Source organism: Winogradskyella sp. (genome assembly GCF_028282165.1).
Taxonomy (GTDB): domain Bacteria; phylum Bacteroidota; class Bacteroidia; order Flavobacteriales; family Flavobacteriaceae; genus Winogradskyella.
This window is the reverse complement of the sequence record NZ_JANQIM010000006.1, coordinates 89047-114623: the sequence shown is the minus strand read 5'-3', so window position 1 is coordinate 114623 and position 25577 is coordinate 89047. Positions and strand designations below refer to the sequence as shown.

Here is a 25577-nt window from a genome sequence, read left to right as displayed (position 1 = left end):
GGCAAGTCCATAGGGGTAAAAAACGGCCTCGTGGCGCTCCCGATAGCTATCGGGATGAATAGCGCTGATTGATAAGGACAATCGCCAAAATCCTAAATAATAAGGCCTCGTGGCGCAACTGAATAGCGCATCTGATTACGGCTCAGAAGGTTACAGGTTTGAATCCTGTCGAGGTCACATCAAGCACAAAACCTGCAAATTATTGCAGGTTTTGTTATTTTCAAAAAGATCAAAATTTCAATTTTGAGACTTTAGAAAATGGCAAAAGACAAAGCGTATGCTTTTGGGTTTTGTATTTGCGTAAGGGAGTTTATTCAGGATGTTTGAAGAAAATCCTGTCGAGATCCAAATAAATCACTAGTCATGAATTATTAGTGGATCAGGGTTTGGGTTTTCATTTTCTGAATGTTTTGGAGTATCACCTAATGAAAACTAATCAACTTAGAATAAATCAAGGCTCAATTCTAAGGTTCTGTCTGTTGAAGCATCTACATCCTTATCTACAACTACATCTGGTTGAAGGGCTCTATTACTACGATCGCCTGAAGGTCTTGTAATATAAAGACTAGGAGCTAGTACAAGTAATCTTGTATTAGGAAGATAGAAAGGTGTCATATTACCCGTTTGATTAGCATGTCCACCAGTGGGTTGTCCTACCAATTTTGCGAGTTTATGATCTTGAATAGTCGTAGCGAAAACAATTCCGGCGGAGTAGGTCATTTCGTCTATGAGGACTATAGTTTCACCCTTAAATCTTTTAGATATTTCAACAGGCTCGATAAGTTCATCTTCTATAACATCCAAATTGATTATTTCGCCAGGTTCACCTTTATATCCAAATAATCCATTATTCTCTTTATTGAGTTTTTCAATTGCAGAAGATGCCTGGTTAAGACTCTTATCAGTCAGATATTTAATTACTTCTGCACCAGCATCAGATTGTCCTCCTGTATTACCTCTTACATCAATAACTAACTTGGATAGCTTTTTTCTTCGAATCTCGGCAAACGATTCTCTTATAAAGTCTTCATAACTGCTATCCTCGTCCACATCAAAGGTTCCCAGTCTTAAGTAAGCGATTTGATTTGGTAATACTTCTAACCAATTATCGCCTAGCTTATCTTGTTTACTCTCCCAATTATTTGGATTAGAGATTACTATATTGTTTTGTTCTCCTTTATATTCTAAGGAAAGTAAAAACTCACCTTTCCAGTCGTATACTGCACATAACCAATAACGAAATAAAAGTGTACTCATATGCATTCTCAAATTGGCTGTTTCACCATGACCGTATTCTGAGAGTTCATTAAGTATAGAACCGGTTTGTATATCATTGATAGACAAAATTTTTGTGCCTTTTTTTATGATTTTACCGTTAGTTTTATGCGTGTAAGTTCTATTAATATATAAGGATTGACCATTAACTGAAACACCAAAACGGAATAGATGCTGCCCATTATTTTCAGCGTATGTACCTTCTGCAAGGAGTGGGAAAATAAAACTATGCCCATCTTTGAAGTATGGATTAATCTTGCCAATTAAACGAAAGAAATCCTTGCGATTCATGCCGTTTTTAATTTGGTCACGAAAAGATTCAAACTGAGATTTAATTTCTTTTTGATCAGTTTTTTTTTCAAAAACGGGATGTATGGCAGGCATCTGTTCTTGTAGGTAGTCCAGGTCTTCTGCTAATGCTTTCTTGCTAAAAGTTTGGTTAATGAACTTTTCATCTACATCATCATCTATCCATGATTCTATGCCACTACTGCATCCGACTATAACAGTAATTATCATAAGAAATGAAATATGTAGTAATATATTCTTCATCGTACGTTTAACTTTCATAATTGTTTTAGTTTTTAATTGTCTTAGATTGATAAATGCAGGTTTTTTCTATTTGCGATTACTGTTTGGGTAGTATTCAAAGCTTATTTTGTCTTGATGTCTTTGAGAAGTTTTTCTGCCTCTTCTTTTAGCATATTCTTACCAATAAGATCTTTCAAAATGCTTTTTGCTTTTTCGGTTTTATCAATTTGGATATAGGTTTGCGCCAGTAATATTTGTAGTTTTTCATGAAAAAAGTGCGGAGAGGTGAGCTCTATCAATTTAATTCCTTTTAATAATTCTTCGTTATTCTCTTTTGAAGCTAGAATTTTATAATACCCATACGTCGCAATTAGTGGAATATCATAGCTTGTTTTATTGTTTTGCAATTCTTTTTCAGCCCATTCGGTGGTTTTTCTATTATCTAAGATCTTCTGAATAAAGTAAACACTTTTCTCATCATTATATAGTTCTCTTTTTAAGGGAGTGAACCCAAGATGTGTTACCACAGCTTCAGCAGATTTTGTTGTTGAATAAGGGTTTTGACCTGTAACAAATTGCCCAGAGACAACCACATTAGACAGCATAAAATCGGCTTGCTTAAAAACTGCACCTCTAGAAATGAGTTGATCTTCGAGCTTAAATGGAAATTCATTTACCCACTTTTTTCCGAATAGGTTTTCTTCAACATTACAAAAGCCTGTGATTTCAATATCTTTGAGAATAAAACTTTCACCATCTTTGACATTTGCAAAAGCCGCAGGACCATGACATACCGAAGCTATGACTGTATCTTCTCTCTTATACAAATTCAATATTATATCTTGAAGGGAGGCGTCGTAAGGTAAATCGAACATGGCTCCTTTTCCACCAACTATGTAAATTGCGTCATATTCATCAGGTTCTATGTTTGCTGTTGCTATGGTGTTTTCTAAAAGTTTTAGAGCTTCCTTATCTTCCAAAAGTATTTTGTTGTATAATTTTTCCTTGTTGAATTTATCAGGTTCTGGCTTTCCGCCTTTAGGACTTGCAATAGATATTGCAAGGTTATTGTTTTTAAAAATTATATAGGCTTGTGAAAATTCATCAAATTCATAACCAGGTCTTGTTTCACCCATATCTTTTCCATAGCTACTTACTACCATTAAGACTTTTTTTTGCTCTTTATTAGATTGTGCCGCATTAGATAGTGGAAGAATGAAAACAATTAGAAATAGTATTTTCTTCATAATAATTTATTTGATTTTATGTTGCAAATAAAATGATATGAAGTATCAAAATCTATCTGAATTATAATTGAGTAATATTATATTATAAAACAGAATAGTTGAGTACCAATTGTTTAGTGTAAAAGTATTAGTTGTTTACAGAATCTCTAAACTGTGAAGGTGTTTGGTTGGCTATTTTTTTAAATGCGGTATTAAAAGCAGAAATACTATTGAAACCACAATCATAAGCAATCGATGATATGGTAACTTTTTTATGATCTAAGGCTGATAATTTTTGTTTCGCTTCTTTGATTCTATATGAATTTAGATACTGCTGAAAATTTTGCTTGCAATTTTCATTAACGGATTGGGAAAGGGAATGTGTGGTTACTTTTAGTTTTGAAGCAACCATCTGTAATTTTAAGTTAGGATTTAGATAGACTTTTTCTTTTATAAAATAGTTTTCAAGATTTTTGAATATTTCACTAGATCTTTCACTATCTAGGTTAGATGTTTGGTATTTTTTTTCATCCTCTAGTAAAACCTTATTGGTTATTGCCCACAAACTTAAAAAGTAAATAGTAATAGAGTAGGTAAGTGGCCCAATGATATAAGGGATATATTCGCCTAAAAGAAAAACAAAGTACGAAGCCCAAATAAGAAGGATACCTATATGAATGTAGTGCAGCCACTTTCTTTTTATGACAGAAACGTCATCATTCGTTTTTAAGTGATTGTTCTTCCAAATAATTGAAGCAAGGATATATGCAAAGAAGTGCAGGTATATGGCATAAATACCGAACAAAACATAGAATTCTCTTGGTAAGAGCGAGAGACTATTTAAAGTCAAAAATGCTAAAAATGGTATGCCGTGAAGGAACATTGTCCTTTTAATCTTGAAGTCTTTTATTAAATAACTCTTTACATAGAAATAAAACAGAGGGCCTAGAATAAGAATCAACGTCAATCCTAGGCTTATAAGCATAAAATCGAGATCGGTAGTAAAATAAAGAAATATTGATTTGCTAATCCGAAGTCCAAAAAAAAGCAATAAAATTGCTAGGATTTTATTGGACAATAACTTGGAATTATTTTTCATTAAAAGATAAATCCCAAGAAAAAATCCATGAAAAACACCAAGGCCACAAATTAAGAGAGTAAGGATATATTCTATTTTCACATGGCAAAATTAAAAAAAACTAGTTTTAATGATTTGTTTGTGATTCTGGATTTATTTAGATTCTAGCTGTATCGAATTAATACTGTTTGTGTTTAAGTCTAAATTAGGTCGGTAGTTTTACTTCTATGTAAGCGGTTATTTTTTTGTTCTATTGTTCTTAATAAATTTTGTTGGATCTAAATACCCTTCTGTATTTGATGAATATCCTCCTCCAATTGGCATTCCGACTTTACTTCTCAACTCAAAATGTAAGTGAGCTAAATACAACCCATCATTATTTCCAATTGTTCCTATTTTTTGTCCTTTTTCGACGTAGTCCCCTTTTTTAACAAATATCTCATTGCAGTGAGCGTAAAGGGATTCCACCTTATTGTCTTTATTTATGTAATGAACAATTCTAATTACATTTCCCCAACCCCCATAGATGTTCTTGGCATAAGAAACATATCCATTTCCTATGGAATAAATGGGATCTCCTAAATCGGTATTTCCTCCTCCAATTCCATTCCAATCATCTCCTAAGTGTGCATTAACACCAAACTTTTGGGCATTGTAATACTTTTTAGCATCTGGTTTTCCTACCGGAAAATCAAATCCATTAGTCATTTTAATCGTATCAATTCTCTGCTCGTGCAAATCACCTGAAACAGTAACATTAAGACTCTTCTCTTTTTCCGATTTACAACTTATCATAATTGTAAATAAAGTAAGTATCATTAAAATCTTTCCTATAGTTGGATACAATGAATTATAGCCTCTGTTGGAGGTCGTTTTTGTTTTAATTCTGATTTCAATATTCATCTTCAGTGGGTTTGTTAATTTGCCCTTTGTTGTTCGCAGCGGTTTAGGATATTCTATCTATCAGTTTTACTAAGATTAAGTCATCAAAAACTGTCTCAGTACTGTTTTGATTAGTGCTTTACGTTCAAGTATTATTTGGGTGTAGGATTCGTCTTCTATTTCTAAGATGTTTTTAACAAATGAGTTGGCTATAAATGGGAAAACCAAAAGTGATAAAACTGTAAATATAACTTGATTTGAGGGGGTTGATTTGATTAATCCCAGTTTTTGCTCTTTTAAAATCTGTTTTAAAAATTTATTAGAACTTCTGCTGTTACTTATAGCTGCTTTCATTGTATTTATATGCTTTGAGTTGTTTTGGGATATTTCGTTTAGTAGAAAAAGAGGTGCATATGGGTTTTGAACCATCAAATCTGTATACTCATCTATTATTTTATCGAACTTCTCTATAACGGTTATCTCAGAATCTATAATGCAAGAGTATTTTGCTACTATATTTAGTGTCATATCTTCGATAATATCTCCAAATAACTGCTCTTTACTTCTAAAGTAATAATGAAGCATAGATTTATTAATATTTGCTTTATCGGCTATTTTTTGCATTCGTGCCCCAGAATATCCCTTCTCCATAAAAACAGACTTTGCAGCTTCCAAAATTGCTTTTTCCCTAAAACTCGTCATATGGGTTTTGTTTGATGCCAATAATTATATATCGCTATAAGTAGAAATTAAAAAGACTTTAGACCTCACATGTGTAAATGAAATATATGTATTCAAATAGTCAGGGATGTTTTGCTTACTAATTATGTAATCGATAATGCTATTAATGACACTATTTTAGTGAACTAGAGTAATTCAATGATATAAATGAGTGAAAACTGTGCAACATATAGAAAGCTTTAAAGACTTTTGAGCATTCTTTCAGTGAATAGTTGTATTTGTTCAATTGCTTTTTTTAAAACATCTCTATCTTCATCACCTATTATTGACTCACCTGCTTCAATTAGAACCTTAATTGATTTTTCTTGAAGTTCTTTGCCTTTTGCAGTTAAATATATCAGATTGGTTCTTCCATCTTTTTGGCTAGGAACTCTAGCTAAAAGGCCAGCCTTACTCATAGTATCAAGTAATGCTGTAATTCCACTTTTGGCCTTTAAGGTTTCTTCTACCAAAAAACGTTGGTCACACCCTTCATTGTATGAAATGAGAGTGAGCAAACGCATGTGCTCTGTAGTTATGCCAAGCGGTTTTAACAATCTATTACTTTTATTCTGTAGCGTCCAATGGAAACGACTAACAGTCCTTCCTAATTCAATTTCCAACGGTAATTCATTTTTAATCTTTTTAGTTGATACGTTCATAATTTAATCTTTAATGACTCTAAGTGAACTTATGATAAAGTGTTTATTAGTCAAATATACAATTTAGTTCATTACTGTACTGAATGACTTGTGAGTCCTTTACCTGTTCTAGTTAATTCTCCATGTTGCCCCAGAATATAAAAGCTCACTGGTAGTCTTCTGAGTTTTGTTTTCTATTGAATTTGATATGCTAGTCGCATACTCTGTATCGTCAATACATCTAATAACACCCAATGGTTTTACTTCATCAAGTGTAGCTAGCAAGAGGGATTGGCTTAGGTTTTTTTCATCATGAATAATTGCATCTTCAATTTTATTTCCTACTATAATATTATTATTGACAATCTGTAATGTTTGATTAAACTCTTTTCCAAAAACCATTGGTTTACCATTTTTTAATGAAATAGTATTATTTTCCTTGTTTTCTTTACCTAGAAAATCTTCAAAGGCCCCATCGTTAAAAATCACGCAATTTTGGTAAATCTCTACGACAGATGTACCACAGTGAGATTCAGCTCTTTTTAAAACTTCATACAAATGTTTTGGTTCAGAGGCTGTAGAGCGTGCAAAAAAGGTTGCGCCAGCGCCTAAGGCAAGAATAGCTGGATTGAAAGGCTTTTCCAAGGTTCCATTTGGACTGGTAGAAGTGTTGAGTCCCAGCTTTGAAGTAGGCGAATATTGACCTTTGGTTAATCCATAAATTTCATTATTAAATATCAATATGTTGATATTGATATTCCTTCTAATAGCATGAATAAAATGATTTCCTCCAATGGCAAGTCCATCACCATCACCCGTTATAGCCCAAACACTAAGTTTTGGGTTTTGGATTTTAACTCCAGTAGCTATAGCTACAGCCCTGCCATGTATCGAATGCATACCATAGGTGTCAATATAATAAGGGAAGCGAGAAGAGCATCCAATTCCAGAAATAAATACAACTTCCTCTTTTTTCTTTCCTAAATCAGCCAATACCTTTTTTACTGAACTTAGTATTGCATAATCTCCACAACCAGGACACCATCTGATAACTTCATCAGAATCATAATCTTTTGCTTTACAATTGTTATTTTTCATGTTCTAGTTCACTCTTAAAAACGTTAATAAGTTCTGTAATAGTAAAAGGTAGCCCTTGAATCTTACTGTAACTTTTTGCATTACAATGATACTTTGCATTAATAACCTTGAGTAATTGGCCTTTGTTTAGTTCAGGAATGAGAATTCTTTCAAAACGTTCGACTATATCACTAAGGTTACTTGGAAAAGGATTAAGATACTTTAGATGAGCTAGAGTTATCTCGTGGCCTTCTTCTTGTAGATAGTTTACGGCAGTTTTTATTGCTCCATAAGTACTGCCCCAAGATATAATAAGCAATTTTCCTTGTCCTTTACCTTCTAATGTTTGCTTAGGGATATTCGACGTAACTAAATCAAGTTTTTTTGCTCTTGCTTCAACCATCTTTTCATGGTTTTCTGGCACATAGCTTACTTCACCAGTATTATAATCTTTTTCTAGTCCTCCAATTCGATGTTGCATAAAGGGCATTCCGGGTATAGCCCAAGGTCTGACCATTTGTTTATTTCTAGCATATGGTTTGTAAGCCTTATATGGGGTTTCAACCAAGTTAGTATTAATATGATTGTAATTTTCTTTAAAGTCAGGGATGCGCCATGGTTCGGAACTATTGGCGATATAGCCATCACTCAATAAAACAACAGGAGTCATATGTTCAAGACTGAGTCTTGCTGCATGGAATGCCATGTCAAAAGTGTCTCCCGCCCCAGAAGCTGCAACAACAATAAGTGGTGATTCCCCATTTCTCCCGTAGAGGGTTTGTAAGAGGTCTGCTTGCTCAGTCTTTGTAGGTAAACCTGTTGAAGGTCCGCCGCGTTGTACATTGACCACAACTATTGGAAGTTCGAGCATAACCGCCAGATTTAAAGCTTCGGACTTTAAAGCGAGACCTGGCCCAGATGTCGTTGTAGCTGCAAGAGCACCAGAGAATGAGGCTCCAATTGAAGCGCAGATTGCAGCAATCTCATCTTCTGCTTGAAATGTCTTAACACCAAAATCACCGCGTTTTGATAACTCTTGTAAAATTTCGGTAGCAGGTGTTATAGGATATGACCCCAAAAATAAATCTAAGCCCGATGCTTCGGCTGCTTGCATTAATCCCCATGCAATTCCTAAATTGCCATTAATCTGTCTGTAAATACCTTTTTTTAAAGGTGCTTCTGGGATATGGTAAACAGATGTAGATGTTTCGATGGTCTCAGCATAATGGTAACCTGCTTCTAAGGCCTTGATATTAGCTTCAATCAATGCCTTATTACCTTTAAACTTTTCTTTTATCCAGGTTTTTGTTGTGTCTTGATTTCGTGAGAACATGAAGTAGCAAAGCCCCAATGCATAAAAGTTTTTACACCGCCTTTTAGATTTATTATCCAAATTAATCTGACTTAATGCTTTTTGGGTCTGAGAGGTGATTGGTGCATGAATGAGTTTAAAATTTTGTAATTCCTTTAAATCATTTAAAGTTTCAATGTTATAGCCTGCCTTTTTAAATCCCGAACGATTAAAGGCATCATCGTCAATTATAATTGTAGCACCTTTTTTTAGTAAAGGTAGCTTCACTTTTAATGCAGCGGGATTCATTGCGACTAGAACATCTGGGCGGTCTCCAGGTGTGTATATTTGTTTAGCTCCAATGTGCACTTGAAATCCTGAGACGCCAAATGTTGTTCCCGAAGGTGCTCTAATCTCTGACGGATAATCTGGAAATGTAGCAATATCGTTGCCCATTTTTGCCGACGTGCCCGAGAATTGACTACCAGTTAATTGAATTCCGTCTCCGGAATCTCCAGAAAATAAAATAACAATATGTTCAAGGACGTTTTTCATTTCTTATATATCGTTTATGCTGACATTTTATAAACTTTTAAAATCATAATTGTTTGATTGATTCATACAAAAAGATAAGAATAAAAAATAAAATCAAGAAGTAAATACCACCAGCTAGGAAATGACTTGTCTTCCTTTTCTTTCGTTTCTCCATAGTTTAAATTGATTTATGATGGGTTTCCTAATTCGGATTATTAAAAACTTTAGAAAACTACCTACAGGGCAGTAGTATCTACAAAATACGTCCTTAATAAAAAATGCTGAGAAAAAAATAGCAGGAAATATGAACCATTGAATACCTTCTCCATCAAAAGAAAATGCTGTTGCAAAAGGTTCAAAAGAGCCACTTGATGGAGTTGCCGTTAAAAATCCAACTAAGAGGGAGAGCCATAGAAGAACACCAGTGATATACTTGGCAATTTTACCTTGCTTGGAATGAAGCTTGAGGTTAATACCAGATATTTTATTAGCCAACCACTGTATTGCATAAAAAGGACAAATGCGGTAGCAATAAATATTTTTTCCAAAAACGATTGCCACGAGTAGTACACCAATTACCAAAATGTACCAAACTAAGTAATCATGGATTTGAGGAAAGTAACCCTGTAAGACACTACCAAAATTGGTTATGGATAGGGATAAGTTTAGGTAAAACCCAATTAGCACGAGTGAAAATAGATGCATCGCATATTGCAACCATTTAATTCTTTTATAGTAGAGTGCAATAGACCAAATCATCAGCCCAAGTACTGCCGCTTCGCTTGTGCCAAAATTAAATTCTGGTATTTCTGCTAATCCACTAATGTTGTAAGTGTGTTTGGCATAGTCGTGAGCTGCGTCCTTTATGGCGCTATTGAACCCAATGGAAGAAACAGTTGCTCCAGAAATAGCGTCCACATCAGCATTAATTACAAACGATGACAAAACAGACTTTCCTTTATATTGCTCGAAAAAGTCTTGTTGTACCAATTTGTTTAAGAAAGAACGGGTTTCCTTCTCCTCAACAACAATAACATCTAAAATAGTAGAATCCCTATTTATTACAACACCAACCTCTAATGGGCCTCCATAACCTTGATTTTTTGCTGTTTGAATTTTCAGTTTTAGAGTGTCTGACATGCTGAGGTCAAATACGTTATCTCGTAACTCGGTAACTGATGATGTTTGCAGATTCTTTTCAAAAAAATGTTCATAATCTATTTGATGGGCTACTTTACCATAAATGTAAGCTCCAAAAAGTGTCAATACTCCAAACCATAGTAAAAATGACTTTAGCCTATCTTCCTTTTTTTTGGCTATGTCCCTTTTACTTTGAGCTGCTATATCACAACCTTTACAGTTTACTGGGCACATGATTAAGAATTTTTATTTGATTTTTTTAAAATCATTCTGCGTGTAATTAAAAAAAGTACAATTGCAGGAGAACCAAAGAATACTAAACCTAAGGCTGCTGCCTGTGGTTCTCCCTCGAGAACTGAACTAACGGACCATGCCACACAGAAAACGAAAAAGAAAGCCCCAAACCCAGATGTAATCCAAGTTTTCCAATTAAGACCATACACTTTATGTAAGTGTACCATAATGACTACGGCCAGGGTCGAAAGAACTCCAAGCCAAAAGAACATAATTTCAACACCTTTAAAAATATCCATGTTATAAGATTTATGTTAACAATAGTTTTATTCGTCTTTATTAGCCCAGAATTTTTCTACGGCTTCCCCATCATGAGTGTTACCATAGCCAAAAATATCATCCATCTCACGCATAACGTCATGCATTGGACCTGGTGTTGCGGCCGTTAGTCTATCGACTAATCTATGGTGCCAAAAATCAGGTTTATTATAAGGACAGGCAGAAATACATGCGCCACATCCAGCGTTTATTTGCATCCAGTAACCGAAACATTTCTCAGCGTCTAAGTACCATTTCTTAACACCTGCATTATTAAAGAATTTGTTTTTATTGCCATGAGTTGGATAAAAAGAGCGTTTTTCATCCCTTGAAATTGCATTCGCTGGACAAGCATCTGCGCATTTTTTACACTTTTCGCAAAACTGGGTCACGCCAAACTCAATAGGGTTGTCGTAATTACAGAAGTCGAATTCAGTGTATACTTTCCCAATGCGAATTCTCGGTCCATATTTCGGAGTTATTAGTAGTCCCATCCTTGAGCCCTCGCCGAGACCAGCCGAAATAGCATAAGGAACGTTAAGTCCAGTATCATTACAGGAGGCTACAGCCTTGTAACCTAATATTCTTAAAAAGACTGCCAATTGATGGGTAGTTTTGGTGATTCTTGAATATGCGTCACCTGTTCCACCTTCAGAAACATAAGTAGGTGCTGTAGAATAAGCTTCGTAGTCCATTTCGAATGCCATTACAATAACACTTTTAGGTTCAAAAGGAAATTCTTCCCATCCAAACTCTTTTTTATGTAATGGGTCAATGAATTTACCATAATCAAAACGTGGGTCTCGTCTGGCGATACCAACTAAATCTGCACCATATAACTTTGCTGCTTTCTTTATAGCGTTAGTTGATTCGTTTTTGTTTTCAAACTTATACTGGTCTTCAAATAAATACTGATAGTCAAAAGGATGATGTTTGTCTTCTTTTGTTTTTTGTTTCCAAGAGTTTACCCCAGTATTGGGTATACTCGCAGGTGTACCTGGTGCCATATACTCTACACCAGCATAAGCACCTTCTTTTAAAGCATAATCAAGCCTTCCCATACCAGGTGTGTCTGGGTCAATATCTCCAGGTCCATGAAATCCCATCATTTTTTTTTGCAACTCTGGTAGCCTACCAGTAATCGTTGCCATAAAGATGTTATCCTTTTGATTAAATGGTTTATAGTTTTCGTCAAATTCAAAAACGTCATCTACGCTTTTAATATTAATGTTTGCATTTTTGTTGTCTTCTACAATTTTTTCAATTGCCTTGGACTTTGCAGCAGCTACGCTAGCAGCACCAACTGCTGTTACGGCGGCTCCCATTTTTATGAAGTCCCTTCTGTTAAAAGCATTGGTACTTTTTTTACTTTGTTTATTGGTTTCTGATTCTTTCATTTTTATTGATTGTTAGTTCGCTTTATATGTCTAGCCTTTGATAGGTTTCAATTGTCTATTCTTAATTTTTGCCATGATGAAAAGAATTAAAGAAGAAGTCAATAAAATCCAGCCAATAGTGTACATACTGTTACCGGCATAGTCTAAATAATGTGATATCAGTTCGATAATCTTATTCCTTATAGGTCTAGGAGCAGAAACAGCATTTGCATGAATTTCGAGTTCTAAATTCTCTAATATGTAATGGCCAGATAACCATGCTACAGCAAACAGTCCTAATGCAAATCCAAATAGACTTCTTGCAGTAAAAACTAAAAAGCCTTTTGCTTTAATACCATATATCCAAAACCCACATATTGAAACAACTGTAAAAATTAACCATAACCATTTAGAAATATTTTTAAATGTGTTTAGCTTTTCTTTAATTTTTAGAGAGTTTTGAGCGCTAACTCTTTCCTTCATTAACTGAGTAACATCTACCAAGTCGGGTGGATTGGCTTTTTGTAATTCTAACCTCATCAATTCTGCACCTCTTTTGGCAAATCCGTCATATATTGAATCTGGAATTCCACTCATTAATAGAGGTGGGATACTATCACCAAAATTCTGTGCCCTTAGCTTTTCGAGTTCTTTTGGTTTTAATTGTGGGGGTTTTGTAACTGAGTGTGCCCATCGAAAAAGGAATTCTGTATTTGATGAAAGATGTTGAACTAGGGGTTTGGTTTTAATTCTAATATCTGGATAATCCTCTTTATTATTCTGCCATTTGTAAAGACCATTAAGCCCGGTATCCACTAAAGTGTCTAAGTGCTCTTGAGGGAGGAGTGTCTTAAGTAATTCTTCATACTTCCGAGAATCCGCCTTTGAGAAAATGGCTATTATCATACCAGTTTTTAAATCTTCAACATCTTTAATACGTTCATTAGCAATAGCTCGTAATAGGTAGGCAAGGTCTTTCGTATTGAAAACTTTACTACGGAGTACTTCTTTGGTATAATCTTGAGAAAAGAATTTACCAACAGCTTGATTCAGTAAAACTGAAACTGGAAGACCTATCACTGCAATAACAATGAGAAAAATTGCTATGTTCTTTTTAATCCTCATTTATGCCCTAAATATTTACGGTTTCTACTAGACCAGAATTTTTTAATGGCCTTTTCATCATAGGTGTCTCCATAACCAAAAATTTTGTCCATTTCGCGCATAAAGCTATGAACCGGACCAGGAAGCATTGCGGAAATTTTATCAACCAGTTTATGGTGCCAAAAATCGGGTTTGTTATATGGACAAACAGATATACAAGAGCTGCACCCGTTACCATTCTCTACCCAAAAGTCAAAACACTTTTTATGATTATTGTAGTATTTTTTTATACCTGGATTTACAAACCAGTTACCCTCGTCTTCAAATTCTGGTTCATAAGTTGGTTCCAAGGCTTTTGTAATTGCATTAGCAGGACAAGCATCAGCACATCTCATACATCGCTTGCAGAACTCCTGTACTCCAAACTCTACAGGTTTATCATATTCAACAAAATCGAAATCGGTATAAATTTTCGCAAGTCGTATTCGTGGACCATACTGATAGGTTATTAATAGGCCATGTCTGCCTAATTCTCCTAGACCTGCTTTTATTGCGTAAGGAATGCTTAATCCAACGTCGTTATTAGATGCGATAGCTTGGTAACCTAGGCATTTCATAAATACTGCCATTTGATAAGAAGTTTTATGCATTTGAGAGTATCCGTCTCCTGTAGCACCATCAGCTACGTGGGTTGGTGCAGCGGTCATTGCTTCGTAGTCCATCTCAAATGCCATAACTATTACCGTTTTTGGTTCAAATGGGATATCATTCCAATCACGTCTTCCATTTTTAGGGTCAAAGAAAGCCTTGTAATCAAAACGTTCGTCACGTCTGGTTATACCTACCAAATCAGCTCCATATAGTCTGGCTGCACGTTTTATGGCATCGGTGGCTTCCTGTTTAGTCTGGAATGGCGCTTTTTCAGGATAGACATAATTGCCCTCAAGGATTTTAAGGATATCTGGTTTTTCTTTACTATCGTCCTCCATGTCGGATGGTTTCATATCCAATATTGTAAAGTCAAATCTATCCTGTTCCCATTTGCCTTCTAAGGATTTCATTTTAAATTTCAAGGACTGTCCCGCTTTGGAAAGTGCCCAATCTACTTGACGATAGCCTGGTTGATTATTGTCAAACCCAGGCCAAATGAATTTTATCATTTTAGGTATGACCTTTTCATCTCGTCTCATTGGTCCAGTAGACTGAAACGTATTTATTTCATCAAACCGTTTATATTCAAACCCAGGCTTAAAGTCAAAAGGCTCTTCGTCTAATTCATTGAAAACAGCTGAATCAGTGGCTTTGTCTATTACATTGGCCATGGTGTTTTCCGTTGCCTTTGAGACACTTGTCAGTCCCAGTGCTGCGCCAACGGCACCAATTTTAAAGAAATCCCTTCTCGTTACGTTTTTGCTTTGATTTATTTTTTTTTCTTTATTCATAAAAAGTTTGTTAATGAACAAAAATTATATTTATTTATAACAAACACATCTTGAATGTGTTGATTTCATTAAAATATAGATTTATGTTTAATCTAAATTTGTTTTCAAATATACAAATAAGTTCATAAATGAACTAAAAATAATTTATATTTAACATTTAAAACCAATAAAGGCTAACATGTTAAGTGGCTTTTATTGTGATTGGAAATCTTTTCGAGTGAGTATAGAATATGTGAAAATAAAGCACTATTTGTAAGTCACTTAGCTTGATAAAGTTAGAACGTGTATTTTGTAAATAACTAATAATCAATTAAATAATTTATATGTAAGGTTTAAAAGCACTAAAGGCAAATCCGCATGCCATTCCCTGAAATTAGATAACATTATGAAGTTTAGTCCAAAATTTTTTATGTTCAAAATGAGCGAAGTTTTCCAGTAAGTTGTTAAACTTTGTTAAAAATAGTTCAATATAGAACTAATATTTTAAATTTGTAAGCAAATCGAATAAAACAATGGAATTACCTCTGGAAATAGAAATAGGTAGAACAAGTACGCGTTTCTTTTGGAGTTTTCAAAATAAGTTGAACTCTTTACTAAAACCTTTTGGTTTAACCATTGAACAATGGCGTCTCCTCATGTTAATCAGTTATAATGAAGGTACAGACCAGCAATTCTTAGCAGATGAAACGCTAAAGGTGAAATCTGCAATCACGTCTTTACTTACTAAAATGGGGAAAGCTGGTCTTATTGCCAGAATAGCAGACGAAAAGGATGGACGTAATAAAAAAGTATATTTAACAGAAAAAGGAAAGATACTGGTTGGACAAGGACAATCAATAATAATAGCGGAAGGAAAAAAAGTATTAGAGGGGCAGGATAAAGAAAAGTTGAAGATGATGATTAAGATAATGCAGGAGCTTACAGAAAAAATGCTTTAAAATTTTTTGTCAAATCTTAATGGTTCTATATAGAACTAAATAATTTTAACATGAATCTAATTAGCGCAAATGGTATGCAAAATGTTATAGGTAATAAAATTCCTAATGTAAGAATCGCTTGTAATGGAGATGCAACGGAATTGTATCAATTCCTCTCAGAGTTTCCATATATTTTATTGTTCACGGGCGAAAGGCCTTCTGTGAAGATGGCTAATGGCACTTATGACCTCTATGATAATTTATTAGTTGAATACAGAAAAACGATTAAAGCTGTAATTGTCACGAATCTAGTTCCAATGGGGTTGAAAGGCCGGGAAATAATACTTGACTTAGATGGTGCCTTGTATGAGAATTTCAATATAACTGACCATCCATTAATGGTATTAGTTGATAGGGAGAAATATATACGAAGTATTTCAGACCATGTTTCCCTATTGCAAGTCAAACAAATCTTGTCTAAACATCATCATATTATTTAGTATCAAAAACAAATTAAACTATGAAAAAGAAACATTATTTAATTGCGCTAACAGCCATAGCAACTTTGGGTTGTGGAAAACAACAAAAACTGGTTAGTGACAAGAGTACGGATTTTCAAGAATTTCAGGCCATTCAGGTGTCTCCTGCAGAGATTCAAAATACAATCAACTTAACGGGAAGAATAGTGCCGATTCAAAAAGTGGATATCATTGCTGAGGTACAAGGTACGGCAAGTTTAGGTTTAAAACCATTTAAGGAAGGCGTGTCATTTAGGAAAGGGGAATTGATGTTGAGTTTAGATAATAGCCAATTTAGGTATAATCTAAATTCACAACGAAGTCAATTTCTTAGCTCTATGGTAAATACCATATCAGATATTCAATTAGATTATCCAAATGAATTTCCTACATGGAATAGATTTCTAAAACAGATTAATGTAGAAGAACGATTGCCTGAGCTTCCCAAAACTAAGAACGAACAATTACGATACTTTCTAAATAGTAGAAATATTTATAATCTATTTTACAGTATAAGAAGTAAAGAAGAACAACTAAAGGATTACTATTTATACGCACCTTTTTCGGGTACACTTAAATCCACTTTTATTGATGAAGGCAACCTTGTAAGACCGGGTGTAAAGTTAGGAGAGTTTATTAGAACAGACAGTTACGAAATTAAATCTGCAGTAACAGCAGATAAAATAGATGAGTTTAAAATCGGTCAAAAAGTTGAGTTCTTCGCCAGGAACATAAACAAAAAAGTAGAAGGTGTTGTTAAACGTATAGGCAAGTCATTAGATGTCAATACGCAATCTGTCAATGTGTACTTCAGGGTTTCGGATCATAATCTTAAAGAGGGGATGTATGTAGAGGCTGATTATCCAATAGGGGTGTTCAAAGAGGTTGTAGCAATAAAAAACAATCTAATAACGAGAGAAAATAGAGTTCATATCATCAAAGATTCTATGGTGGTTTCTAAAGCGGTTAAGGTACTCAAAGTTAAAGAGGCAAAAAGTATTGTTGCGGGTTTAAACAAAGGAGATGTGTTGGTAACCGAAGTAAGTAATAAACAAATTGTAGGTATAAAGGCAATTCCAAAACTACAGTAAGATGAGAGGATTAATAAAGTTTTTTATATATAGACCAACTTTGGTCAATTTAATGATGTTCTTGTTTTTAGGGTTAGGTGTTTTGAAACTATCACAAACCCAGAATACAAATTTTCCAAAACAAAAGACAAGATTTATCGATGTGGCTATAGCTTACCCTGGTGCTAGTCCTGCAGAAGTCGAAGAGGGTGTTGCCATCAAGGTAGAAGATAACCTTGAAGGAATAGAAGGTATTGACCGCGTATCTTCCACGTCTCAAGATAACATGGCTAACATTTCGGTTGAGCTTACAGAAAAGGCGGATGCTGATAAAATGCTCGTTGAAGTAAAAAATGCGGTAGATAAAATCACAAATTTTCCAGCTGGTGTTGAGCCTGCTTCAATAGAGAAGAGAGACCCAATGGACCTGACCGTTAGTTTTGGTATCATGGCAGATGATATTCCACTATCAGAGGTCAAAGATATTGCTAAGAACATTGAAGACGATTTTCTAGCGCAACCTGGGTTATCACAAGTTTTTATTGAAGGAATTCCTGATGAGGAAATAGAAATCAGGATTAGGGAAAATGATTTACGCCGATACAATATTACTTTTCTTCAAGTAAGCGATGCTGTTAGAAGCGCTAATTTAGAATCCTTCGGTGGTACTATCGAAAACCAAGAACAGGTAATAAACATAAAAGCGGACAACAAGGGTTACTATGCTTCAGATTTAAGAAACATTATAGTATTAGCAAAAGACAATGGGCAGACAGTATATCTAAAGGATGTTGCAGATATAAAAGACCAGTTTGAAGATAGCGCTACTGGTAGGTATTTTAAAAATAAGCCTATAGTGACTATAAGTACATATACCTTGAATTCTGAGGATATATTAGCCAATGCTGAATTTGTAAAACAGTACACAGAAAAATTTAACGCTTTACATTCAGGTGTTAAGCTAATGATACTTGAGGATGGTACTATTAACCTCAAAAGTAGGATAGGCACTATGATAGAGAACGGTATTACTGGTGTTATCTTGGTATTGTTGGTGTTGGCTTTATTTCTTGATCGTTACTTAGCATTTTGGCTGGCGGTAAAAATACCAATCGTTCTTTTGGGTATGTTTCTTTTAACTGATATGCAAGATATGACCATTAACGTGGTATCACTATTTGGCTTCATTTTGGTTTTGGGTATTTTGGTTGATGATGCTGTAGTTGTGGGCGAAAATATCTACAGGCATGCTAAAGAATTAAAAAAGCCACCGCTTAAAGCTGCTTTAGATGGCACAATGGAAATGCTTTCACCAGTCATTATATCACTTTCTACAACAGCCACGGCCTTTGCAATGTTCTTTTTCTTGCCTCAACAAGTGGGGGAGTTTTTCCAAGAAATTGCGTTTGTTGTAATAGCGGTATTAGCTATTGCAATCATAGAGACATTTTTTATCCTTCCTGGTCATGTGGGTCATGCAAAAGGCATTAGGAAGAATATAAAGCTCACCAAAATTGAACGTTGGTTTACTGGAGTAATGAACTGGTTAAGAGATAGACTATTTATGCCAGCGTTTAATTACAATGTACTAAAAGGAAGGCCAACAAGAAATTTAACGATTATAGTTTTTGTAATTCTACTTGTTGGGTCAATTGCACTTATTCCATTAAGTGTTGGATTTACCTTTTTTCCAAACATAGATGATGATGCCATCTTTGTTGAGATGGAGTTGCCACCAGGCACGCCAGTGGAAGAAACCAAAAAGAAATTGTTGGCTATTGAAGAAGCAGTTTGGCATGTTAACGAGGATTATTCAGAGAGTCGCGTTGATGGAAAAGAGATAATTAGATTTGTTGAGGTGATAACAGGACCGCTTGACAATCAAGGTGAGTTGAAAATCACTTTTTTAAATGGCGAAGAGCGAGGTATAAGTTCTTTTGAGATTACCAATGCTATTGCTGAAAAAGCACCAAACATCCCTGAAGCGACAAGACTTATTTACGGTCTGGGAGCAACCTCATCCCTTTTCGGACTTCCTATATCTTTTGCTTTAAAAAGCTATGACCTAAATGAAGTTAGAGCGGCTAAAGACGAATTGAAAAGTGCCATGCGTCAAGTAGATGGTTTAAGGGATGTATCTGATACGGACTTAAATGGTATTACAGAGTATCAAATTAAACTTAAACCTAATGCAGAGTTGCTTGGCTTAAGCTTATCCTCTGTGATGTCGCAAGTGCGTTCGGCTTTTTTTGGGGTAGAAGCTCAGAGTTTACAAAGGGGAGATGAGGAGGTTGAGGTATGGTTGCGATATCCAGAGGAGGGTCGTCAAAGTAAAGAGCAACTATTGGATATGCGAATTAATGGTAAAAATGGAAGTACTTATGCTTTAAGTGAAATTGCCTATATCAAGGAGGCGATAGGCAATTTAACCATTGACCATTTGGATGGCCAACGTGAAATAAGAGTTGAGGCCAATGTGGCAAATAAAGATGTTTCTGCCCCTCAGGTCATTGGTCAAATAGAAAGTGAAATTCTTCCTCAAATACTGCAGAAGTACCCAACAGTTACTTATTCAGTTGAAGGACAAAGTAGGCAAGCTTTTAAGTTGATTGACGCAATGGCGATAGTTGGTCCAATAATTTTGCTACTCATTTTTGCACTTATTGTATTTAACTGTAATTCATTTGCACAGGCTGGAATGATTTTCTTATTGTTTCCATTTGCTCTTATAGGTGTAATTATAGGCCACTTTATACATGCTACAGCATTAAATATTTTTAGTCTAATTGGAACAATTGCGCTAATTGGGGTTTTTGTTAATAATACCTTGGTATATATTTCCACCTTAAATGATATGCTGCAAGAAGGAGTTTCATTCACTAAAGCTGTGAAGGATGCGGCATACAGCAGGTTTAGACCAATAGTGCTTACTACAATTACTACTGTAGCAGGTTTAGGTCCACTTATTTTCTCAACAAGTTTAAGTGCTCAATTTCTTAAAGGACCGGCAATAGCAATAGCCTATGGTTTACTATTTGGCTTGTTTAATGTTTTAATACTAATGCCAATATTTTTAATCAACCTTAATAAACTAAGGCAGTTCTACGCAAGAGTTTTCAAAAAGAATCAGCAAATAAGTCCAGAAGAGCTTGAGCCGGCCGTAAGACTGCTAATGAGTACAAGTCAAGAATAAATAAGAGACATAATAATGCAATAATAGTAGGGATTGTTGTATCAAAATTTAAAAGTTCTATAGTGAACCATTAAAACAAATAAAAATGGAAAAGATATTGAAAATACTTATTCTCTTAATGTCATTTGGGGTTTTAAATGCCCAAGAGCTTCTGACTTTGGGAGATGCCATAAGAGTTACAATTGAAAAAAATCATGACATACGGATTTCAGCATTAGATACTCTAGTATCAGCAAATAATGCTACAGCAGGTAACGCAGGTTTATTACCCAGAGTTTATGCAACTGGCGGATATGACTATAGTGAGAACAATACAGACCTTGATGTGTCATTGTTTAATCCCGATGGCAGCCAAACCTTAACCTCTATAAGTGTAGATAACGCGGAAACAGAAACGCTCTCGGCGTCAATAAATGTAGAGTATACTTTGTTCGATGGGCTTGGAGGTTATCACAGGTTAAGCTTACTTAAGAATGTTAATGAAGCCACACAATTGCAGACGCAGTTTCTCATAGAAAATACAGTATTAAATACAGTATTTCTATATCTCAATGTAGCGACTCAACAGGCAAATTTAACGATATCAAGTGAACAGTTGGATATAAGTAATGAAAGGCTTAAACGAGCTGAGAGTCAATTTAATTTTGGAGCTGGAAATCGTACTTCAGTATTAAATGCTCAAGTAGCTGTGAAAAATGATAGTGCTTCATTGCGCCAAAACCAGCTGAAGTACAAAACAGCACAAGCAGACCTCAACGCTTATATGGGAAGAGACCCAAAGAATGCGTTTTCGGTTGTTGAGGACATAGACTTTTTCCCATTAATAGATAAAGAAGCTCTGGAGAAACAAGTTTTAGAGAATAATATAAGACTAAAATTAACCCGAGAGGGCTTGGAGATTTCAGAAAATGAATTGATGGTCGATAAAGCAGAACGTTATCCAAAACTATTTTTAAATGGTGGATATAGTTATCTAGACCAAACCAATGAGGCAGGTCTATTAGTAGGTCAGCAATTAGATGGTTGGAATGTTGGACTTGGTTTAAGGATAAATATTTTTGATGGAAACCGTGTTAAGCGCTCAATCCAAAATGCTAAAATCGCAATTGATCAGGAAAAGTTAAGAACTGACCAAACAAGACTTTTGGTACTTAGGGATTTTGAGAATAGTTACACAGAGTATATTCAAGCACTTAGCGATTTAGAAATCGAACGTTCCAATATTCAAACTTTTCAGCAAAACTACGAACGAAGTGCTTTAGATTATAAGAATGGGCAAATAACTAATACGCAATTGCGCGAGGCCCAATTAGACCTTTCGTCAGCAAAATTTAGAATAATAACAGCAAAATATACAGTTAAGCAGAAAGAAGCAGAGTTGCTTCAGTTGTCTGGAGCCATGTTAAATATTAAATAATAATAAATAAAACAGGTTGAGTTGATTAATAGCGTAATACTCAGCTGACCTGTGGTTAAAATCCTTAATAGAAGCCACAGGTCACCACAAAGGGATGAACAACTTCATTTTTCATAGTAAAGTTAGGTAAAGTAGGTTAGTTAGTTTTTGTTCATCCCTGAAAAGTGCAGTCTTGGCTTTCCTCTGTGCCGGAAAGCCAAACCGACTGCCAATTATAAATAAAGATGAGAAAAAGGAAAAAAATATCAATTGTCTTAGAATATTCGCTGATTCTAGCATTTTTCATTATCGGATGCAATTTGTTCGTGTATTTTAAAACATCTGGTTTGGATTGGATTTTTGATGATGACGAATTGCGACCATTTCAATTAAAAGAGGCACATATTAAGGCAACTCTTGGGGGGCTTTTATTCGGGTTATTGGTGCTTTTTTTAGAAACAAAAGTTCAGCCGCTATTGTCAAAGTATTTCGTGTTATGGCAAAGAAGAATACTTTGGGTATTAAGTATTCTATTGTTTATTTACATAATTGGCGTTATTGCAAATGTTCTTTTTTTATGGATTGTAGAGAGCTATACTTTTTACAAATCAGTATCAGGAGCATATAGTTTTTTGACCTCTGGAATCTTCATTTCATTTACTGTACATTGTTTTTTCTTAAGCTTGGCAGTAAGTTTTATACGCCAATTACGCATCACATTTGGTGAAACCGTTTTTTTGAATTACCTCTCAGGAAAGTATTCTAAACCTTTGGTGGAGCATCGCACCTTTATGTTTTTGGATCTAAATAACAGTACACAAATTGCAGAAACCTTAGGTCATATAAAGTACAGTCGCTTTTTAAATAAGTGTTTTGATAACATTTTAGAGGCTATGAAGCCTTTCAAGTATGAGGTTTATCAATTTGTTGGTGACGAGGTTGTGCTAACATGGAAGACCAAAAATGATTTAGACGGAAAAGCCATGGTTATGTTTGAGGCTGTTAGGCACAAACTAAACGTCAACAAAGAGAGCTTTAAAAAACAATTTGGAATAGTGCCGGTTTTTAAGGCTGGAGTAAGTAGTGGTGCCGTATCTGCAACTCTCGTTGGAAGAAAACAAAAAAGGGTGGCCTATCATGGAGATGTGCTAAACACAACGGCACGTTTACTTGGTCATTGCAAAAAGCTTGGCACTCTTTTTTTATGTACGGATTTCTATTTAAGGTCTTTAAAATCACCTCTGACTTTTGAGATGAGCCTAATGACCGAACTAAAGCTTAGGGGTAAAAATAATACCAGCCTCATTTATGGTACACCACTATTTAATCTTTACAATCAATGATGGTTCGGGCAGTTTACATATTGGTCTTATTAATTGCGCAAACAGCTTTTGGGCAAACGAATAATCAGTATAAGTATGAAATAGAGCTTGGTACAGATAATGATTTTTTAATCATCTATACAGGTACTGACCGTTATTACACCTACGGAATTAATGGTGCTTTTCGCTGGTTAAACAATGACGATCATTTCATCTCAAAACAATTTAAACAATCCCTTCAATCTTATTCAGAAATAAATGTAAACGTTGAAGCCTATACGCCAGATTATCTATCAGATGGTAGTATCGACCCTAATGAAGAGCGACCTTATGCCGGGTGGTCATATGCTAACTATTCTGTAGTCATGGCTTTTTCAGTATCCTATTTAAGGTTGGGGCTAGATGTTGGTGTAATGGGGCCTGCTTCCCAAGCTGGTGACATTCAAAACTGGTTTCATAGTGAGATTACTGGAGACCCAGAGCTGCAAGGATGGGTCAATCAATTACCCAATCAATTAGGAGTAAATATTAGAGGTAGCTATGGCTTCGAGGTATTAGAAGGCAGTTCATTTGACATCTACAGTACGATAGAAGTATCAATTGGAAATATTTATATCAATACGAGACCAATGATTCATTTTAGATTGGGTAAGTTCGTTCCAATTCAAAACTCGGTTGGTCAAGACAATCAGCTATTGGGGTCTAAACAACAAGTAGAGTTTTACTTCGACACTGGTTTTGGTGCTAAGGTCTCTGCCTTTAATGCAACTATACAAGGTAATTTATTTAATAACGATTCACTTTTTGAGCAAGATGAAATTAATAACCTGGTGTTTAATGGCTATTTCGGATTCTGTTTTTTAAAAAACCGCACAAGTATCGAATTTAAATACCACTTGGCAACTGGAGAGTTAAAGAGTTCGGAGATTAATAGGTATGCCTCATTGAGTTTTGCTCAAAGGTTTTAAAAACTATAAGCATGATAACAACGAAACAACATATTTTACAAGAATCTCAGGAGCTTTTAATGAAGGAGTTTCAACATGACTATACGATTGATAGCTTATCCAAGGATTTAAAAAGAAGTAAGCGAACTATTTACAGATTTTTTGAATCAAAGTATGAATTAATAAGAGAGGTTTTGGTCATTCATAAAAGCGAACTAGTTGTGAGTTTTGAAAAAATTTCCAAAGAAGAAGATTTGGGAATTGAAAAGCTAATCAGATATATATATCTTATCAATGACACTCTGAGGGAAATAAGATTGTCGAGATGGTACCAACACGCAAAACAATATCCTGATATCCAAGAAGAGTACTTCAGTATTCGTTTTGAGATTATTGAAGAATATCTAAAATCGGGTTTAAACCCATATTCAAAAGCGTTGTCTAGTTATGGAAAATCAAGTGACGAAATAACCAACTTCATTGTCAATAGTCTAGAAAACTACTATTTCCATACAGAATCACAAATACTACAGCAATCCATTAAAACTGGTTATGTTGATGATTTGATATTTCTCTTATATGGAAGCCTTATATCTGTTAGCCATGACTAGATATTTCTATTACATAATAGGCTTCTTTAGATGGCAAAACTCAGGTCGTCTTGTAATAATGACTATTGCTTTTATACTATTGGGGACGCTGGTGTACAGGTGTTTGGAAGGGTGGAGTTGGATTGATTCCTATTATTTCTCGGTAATGACTTTAACAACCGTTGGTTATGGTGAAATGCATCCAACTAATGACCTGTCAAAAATATTTACCACGGTGTATATTTTTTCTGGTCTTGGAATTGTGTTGAGTTTCGTTACGGCCTTTTTTGAGTATAGGGTAGAAGTGATAGACAGAATTCATAAAACGATTAAGTAATATAAATAATATAAACCATGAGAACATTAGAAATTAGTAAACCAAGAATTAGGAGTAAGTGGAGATTTGTTTGGGTGATACCCATTATAATTCTAGTTGTAACTGCTATACCAAAGGTAATAGGTATGGATTTTATGATAGAAAATATGACTAATGCTGGCATGGGGCATATGACTTTCCTCGTCGGAGTAATAGAATTATTATGCGCCATCGTTTTCTTAATTCCAAGAACTAGAAATATTGGGTTTCTTTTAATAGTTGCCTACACAGGTGGAATAATCGCTGCAGAATGGGTGGCACATGAACCTGTAATTCCTGGAGTTTTGGTTATGATTTTAATGTGGATTGGAATGCGTTATGAGAATCCCAAATTTTTTCAAATTAGAAAATAATAAACTTAATAAACGAATATAAGTGC

General features: G+C 34.9%; 23 protein-coding genes and 1 tRNA gene. 11 read left to right on the top strand and 13 right to left on the bottom strand.

Annotated features, from left to right (window positions below):
• The first annotated feature begins 103 nt into the window (after positions 1 to 103).
• Positions 104 to 177 (top strand) — tRNA-Arg (locus Q0972_RS03765).
• Between the two features lie 264 nt (positions 178 to 441).
• On the opposite strand, the gene Q0972_RS03760 is transcribed toward Q0972_RS03765, so the two are convergent.
• The 13 genes from Q0972_RS03760 to Q0972_RS03700 form a co-directional block, all read right to left on the bottom strand.
• Positions 442 to 1845 (bottom strand): S41 family peptidase, encoded by a 1404-nt coding sequence (locus tag Q0972_RS03760; RefSeq protein WP_299362782.1) that lies wholly within the window; start codon positions 1843 to 1845, stop codon positions 442 to 444.
• A gap of 83 nt (positions 1846 to 1928) precedes the next feature.
• Positions 1929 to 3053, bottom strand: coding sequence for a DJ-1/PfpI family protein (locus Q0972_RS03755; RefSeq protein ID WP_299362779.1), 1125 nt, complete (start codon positions 3051 to 3053; stop codon positions 1929 to 1931).
• A 127-nt stretch (positions 3054 to 3180) separates the two neighbouring features.
• Complete coding sequence (locus Q0972_RS03750; RefSeq protein ID WP_299362777.1) at positions 3181 to 4017, bottom strand: AraC family transcriptional regulator; 837 nt, start codon at positions 4015 to 4017, stop codon at positions 3181 to 3183.
• Between the two features lie 330 nt (positions 4018 to 4347).
• Positions 4348 to 5013, bottom strand: a complete 666-nt coding sequence (locus Q0972_RS03745; protein ID WP_299362773.1) for a M23 family metallopeptidase — start codon at positions 5011 to 5013, stop codon at positions 4348 to 4350.
• Positions 5014 to 5088: 75 nt separating this feature from the next.
• Positions 5089 to 5694, bottom strand: a complete 606-nt coding sequence (locus Q0972_RS03740; protein ID WP_299362771.1) for a TetR/AcrR family transcriptional regulator — start codon at positions 5692 to 5694, stop codon at positions 5089 to 5091.
• Positions 5695 to 5912: 218 nt separating this feature from the next.
• Positions 5913 to 6374 (bottom strand): MarR family winged helix-turn-helix transcriptional regulator, encoded by a 462-nt coding sequence (locus Q0972_RS03735; RefSeq protein ID WP_299362768.1) that lies wholly within the window; start codon positions 6372 to 6374, stop codon positions 5913 to 5915.
• Between the two features lie 108 nt (positions 6375 to 6482).
• Positions 6483 to 7451 carry a 2-oxoacid:ferredoxin oxidoreductase subunit beta gene (locus Q0972_RS03730; protein ID WP_299362765.1) on the bottom strand — a complete coding sequence of 323 codons (969 nt, stop codon included), beginning with the start codon at positions 7449 to 7451 and terminating at the stop codon, positions 6483 to 6485.
• Entirely contained in the window at positions 7441 to 9276 is a 1836-nt protein-coding gene (locus tag Q0972_RS03725) for a 2-oxoacid:acceptor oxidoreductase subunit alpha (protein ID WP_299362763.1), read from the bottom strand. Before Q0972_RS03725 ends, Q0972_RS03730 begins: the two co-directional genes overlap by 11 nt.
• A gap of 114 nt (positions 9277 to 9390) precedes the next feature.
• On the bottom strand, positions 9391 to 10629 hold the full coding sequence (locus Q0972_RS03720) for an FMN-binding protein (RefSeq protein ID WP_299362761.1): 1239 nt from the start codon (positions 10627 to 10629) through the stop codon (positions 9391 to 9393).
• Positions 10630 to 10631: 2 nt separating this feature from the next.
• On the bottom strand, positions 10632 to 10928 hold the full coding sequence (locus Q0972_RS03715) for a hypothetical protein (RefSeq protein ID WP_299362759.1): 297 nt from the start codon (positions 10926 to 10928) through the stop codon (positions 10632 to 10634).
• A 27-nt stretch (positions 10929 to 10955) separates the two neighbouring features.
• The gene (locus Q0972_RS03710) at positions 10956 to 12344 is read right to left on the bottom strand and encodes a reductive dehalogenase (RefSeq protein WP_299362757.1); all 1389 of its coding nucleotides are present in this window, start codon (positions 12342 to 12344) and stop codon (positions 10956 to 10958) included.
• Positions 12345 to 12374: 30 nt separating this feature from the next.
• The gene (locus Q0972_RS03705) at positions 12375 to 13448 is read right to left on the bottom strand and encodes a hypothetical protein (protein WP_299362755.1); all 1074 of its coding nucleotides are present in this window, start codon (positions 13446 to 13448) and stop codon (positions 12375 to 12377) included.
• A complete protein-coding gene (locus Q0972_RS03700) occupies positions 13445 to 14869 on the bottom strand; it encodes a reductive dehalogenase (RefSeq protein WP_299362753.1) in 1425 nt (474 codons plus the stop codon). Before Q0972_RS03700 ends, Q0972_RS03705 begins: the two co-directional genes overlap by 4 nt.
• A 512-nt stretch (positions 14870 to 15381) precedes the next feature.
• On the opposite strand from Q0972_RS03700, the gene Q0972_RS03695 reads away from it, so the two are divergent.
• From Q0972_RS03695 to Q0972_RS03650, 10 genes are all read left to right on the top strand, one after another.
• Positions 15382 to 15807 (top strand): MarR family transcriptional regulator, encoded by a 426-nt coding sequence (locus Q0972_RS03695; protein WP_299362750.1) that lies wholly within the window; start codon positions 15382 to 15384, stop codon positions 15805 to 15807.
• A 50-nt stretch (positions 15808 to 15857) separates the two neighbouring features.
• Positions 15858 to 16286 (top strand): hypothetical protein, encoded by a 429-nt coding sequence (locus Q0972_RS03690; protein WP_299362747.1) that lies wholly within the window; start codon positions 15858 to 15860, stop codon positions 16284 to 16286.
• 20 nt (positions 16287 to 16306) lie between these two features.
• The gene (locus Q0972_RS03685; protein WP_299362745.1) at positions 16307 to 17395 is read left to right on the top strand and encodes an efflux RND transporter periplasmic adaptor subunit; all 1089 of its coding nucleotides are present in this window, start codon (positions 16307 to 16309) and stop codon (positions 17393 to 17395) included.
• Position 17396: 1 nt separating this feature from the next.
• Positions 17397 to 20567, top strand: coding sequence for an efflux RND transporter permease subunit (locus Q0972_RS03680; RefSeq protein ID WP_299362743.1), 3171 nt, complete (start codon positions 17397 to 17399; stop codon positions 20565 to 20567).
• 85 nt (positions 20568 to 20652) lie between these two features.
• On the top strand, positions 20653 to 21984 hold the full coding sequence (locus tag Q0972_RS03675; RefSeq protein ID WP_299362741.1) for a TolC family protein: 1332 nt from the start codon (positions 20653 to 20655) through the stop codon (positions 21982 to 21984).
• Between the two features lie 224 nt (positions 21985 to 22208).
• Complete coding sequence (locus Q0972_RS03670) at positions 22209 to 23306, top strand: adenylate/guanylate cyclase domain-containing protein (protein ID WP_299362738.1); 1098 nt, start codon at positions 22209 to 22211, stop codon at positions 23304 to 23306.
• Positions 23303 to 24253, top strand: a complete 951-nt coding sequence (locus Q0972_RS03665) for a lipid A-modifier LpxR family protein (RefSeq protein ID WP_299362736.1) — start codon at positions 23303 to 23305, stop codon at positions 24251 to 24253. Before Q0972_RS03670 ends, Q0972_RS03665 begins: the two co-directional genes overlap by 4 nt.
• Positions 24254 to 24264: 11 nt before the next feature.
• Positions 24265 to 24843: a TetR/AcrR family transcriptional regulator gene (locus Q0972_RS03660; RefSeq protein WP_299362734.1), complete on the top strand. Its 579-nt coding sequence runs from the start codon at positions 24265 to 24267 to the stop codon at positions 24841 to 24843.
• A complete protein-coding gene (locus Q0972_RS03655; RefSeq protein WP_299362731.1) occupies positions 24836 to 25159 on the top strand; it encodes a potassium channel family protein in 324 nt (107 codons plus the stop codon). The genes Q0972_RS03660 and Q0972_RS03655 overlap by 8 nt, the downstream gene beginning before the upstream one ends.
• A 17-nt stretch (positions 25160 to 25176) precedes the next feature.
• Complete coding sequence (locus tag Q0972_RS03650; RefSeq protein ID WP_299362730.1) at positions 25177 to 25551, top strand: hypothetical protein; 375 nt, start codon at positions 25177 to 25179, stop codon at positions 25549 to 25551.
• Positions 25552 to 25577 lie beyond the last annotated feature (26 nt).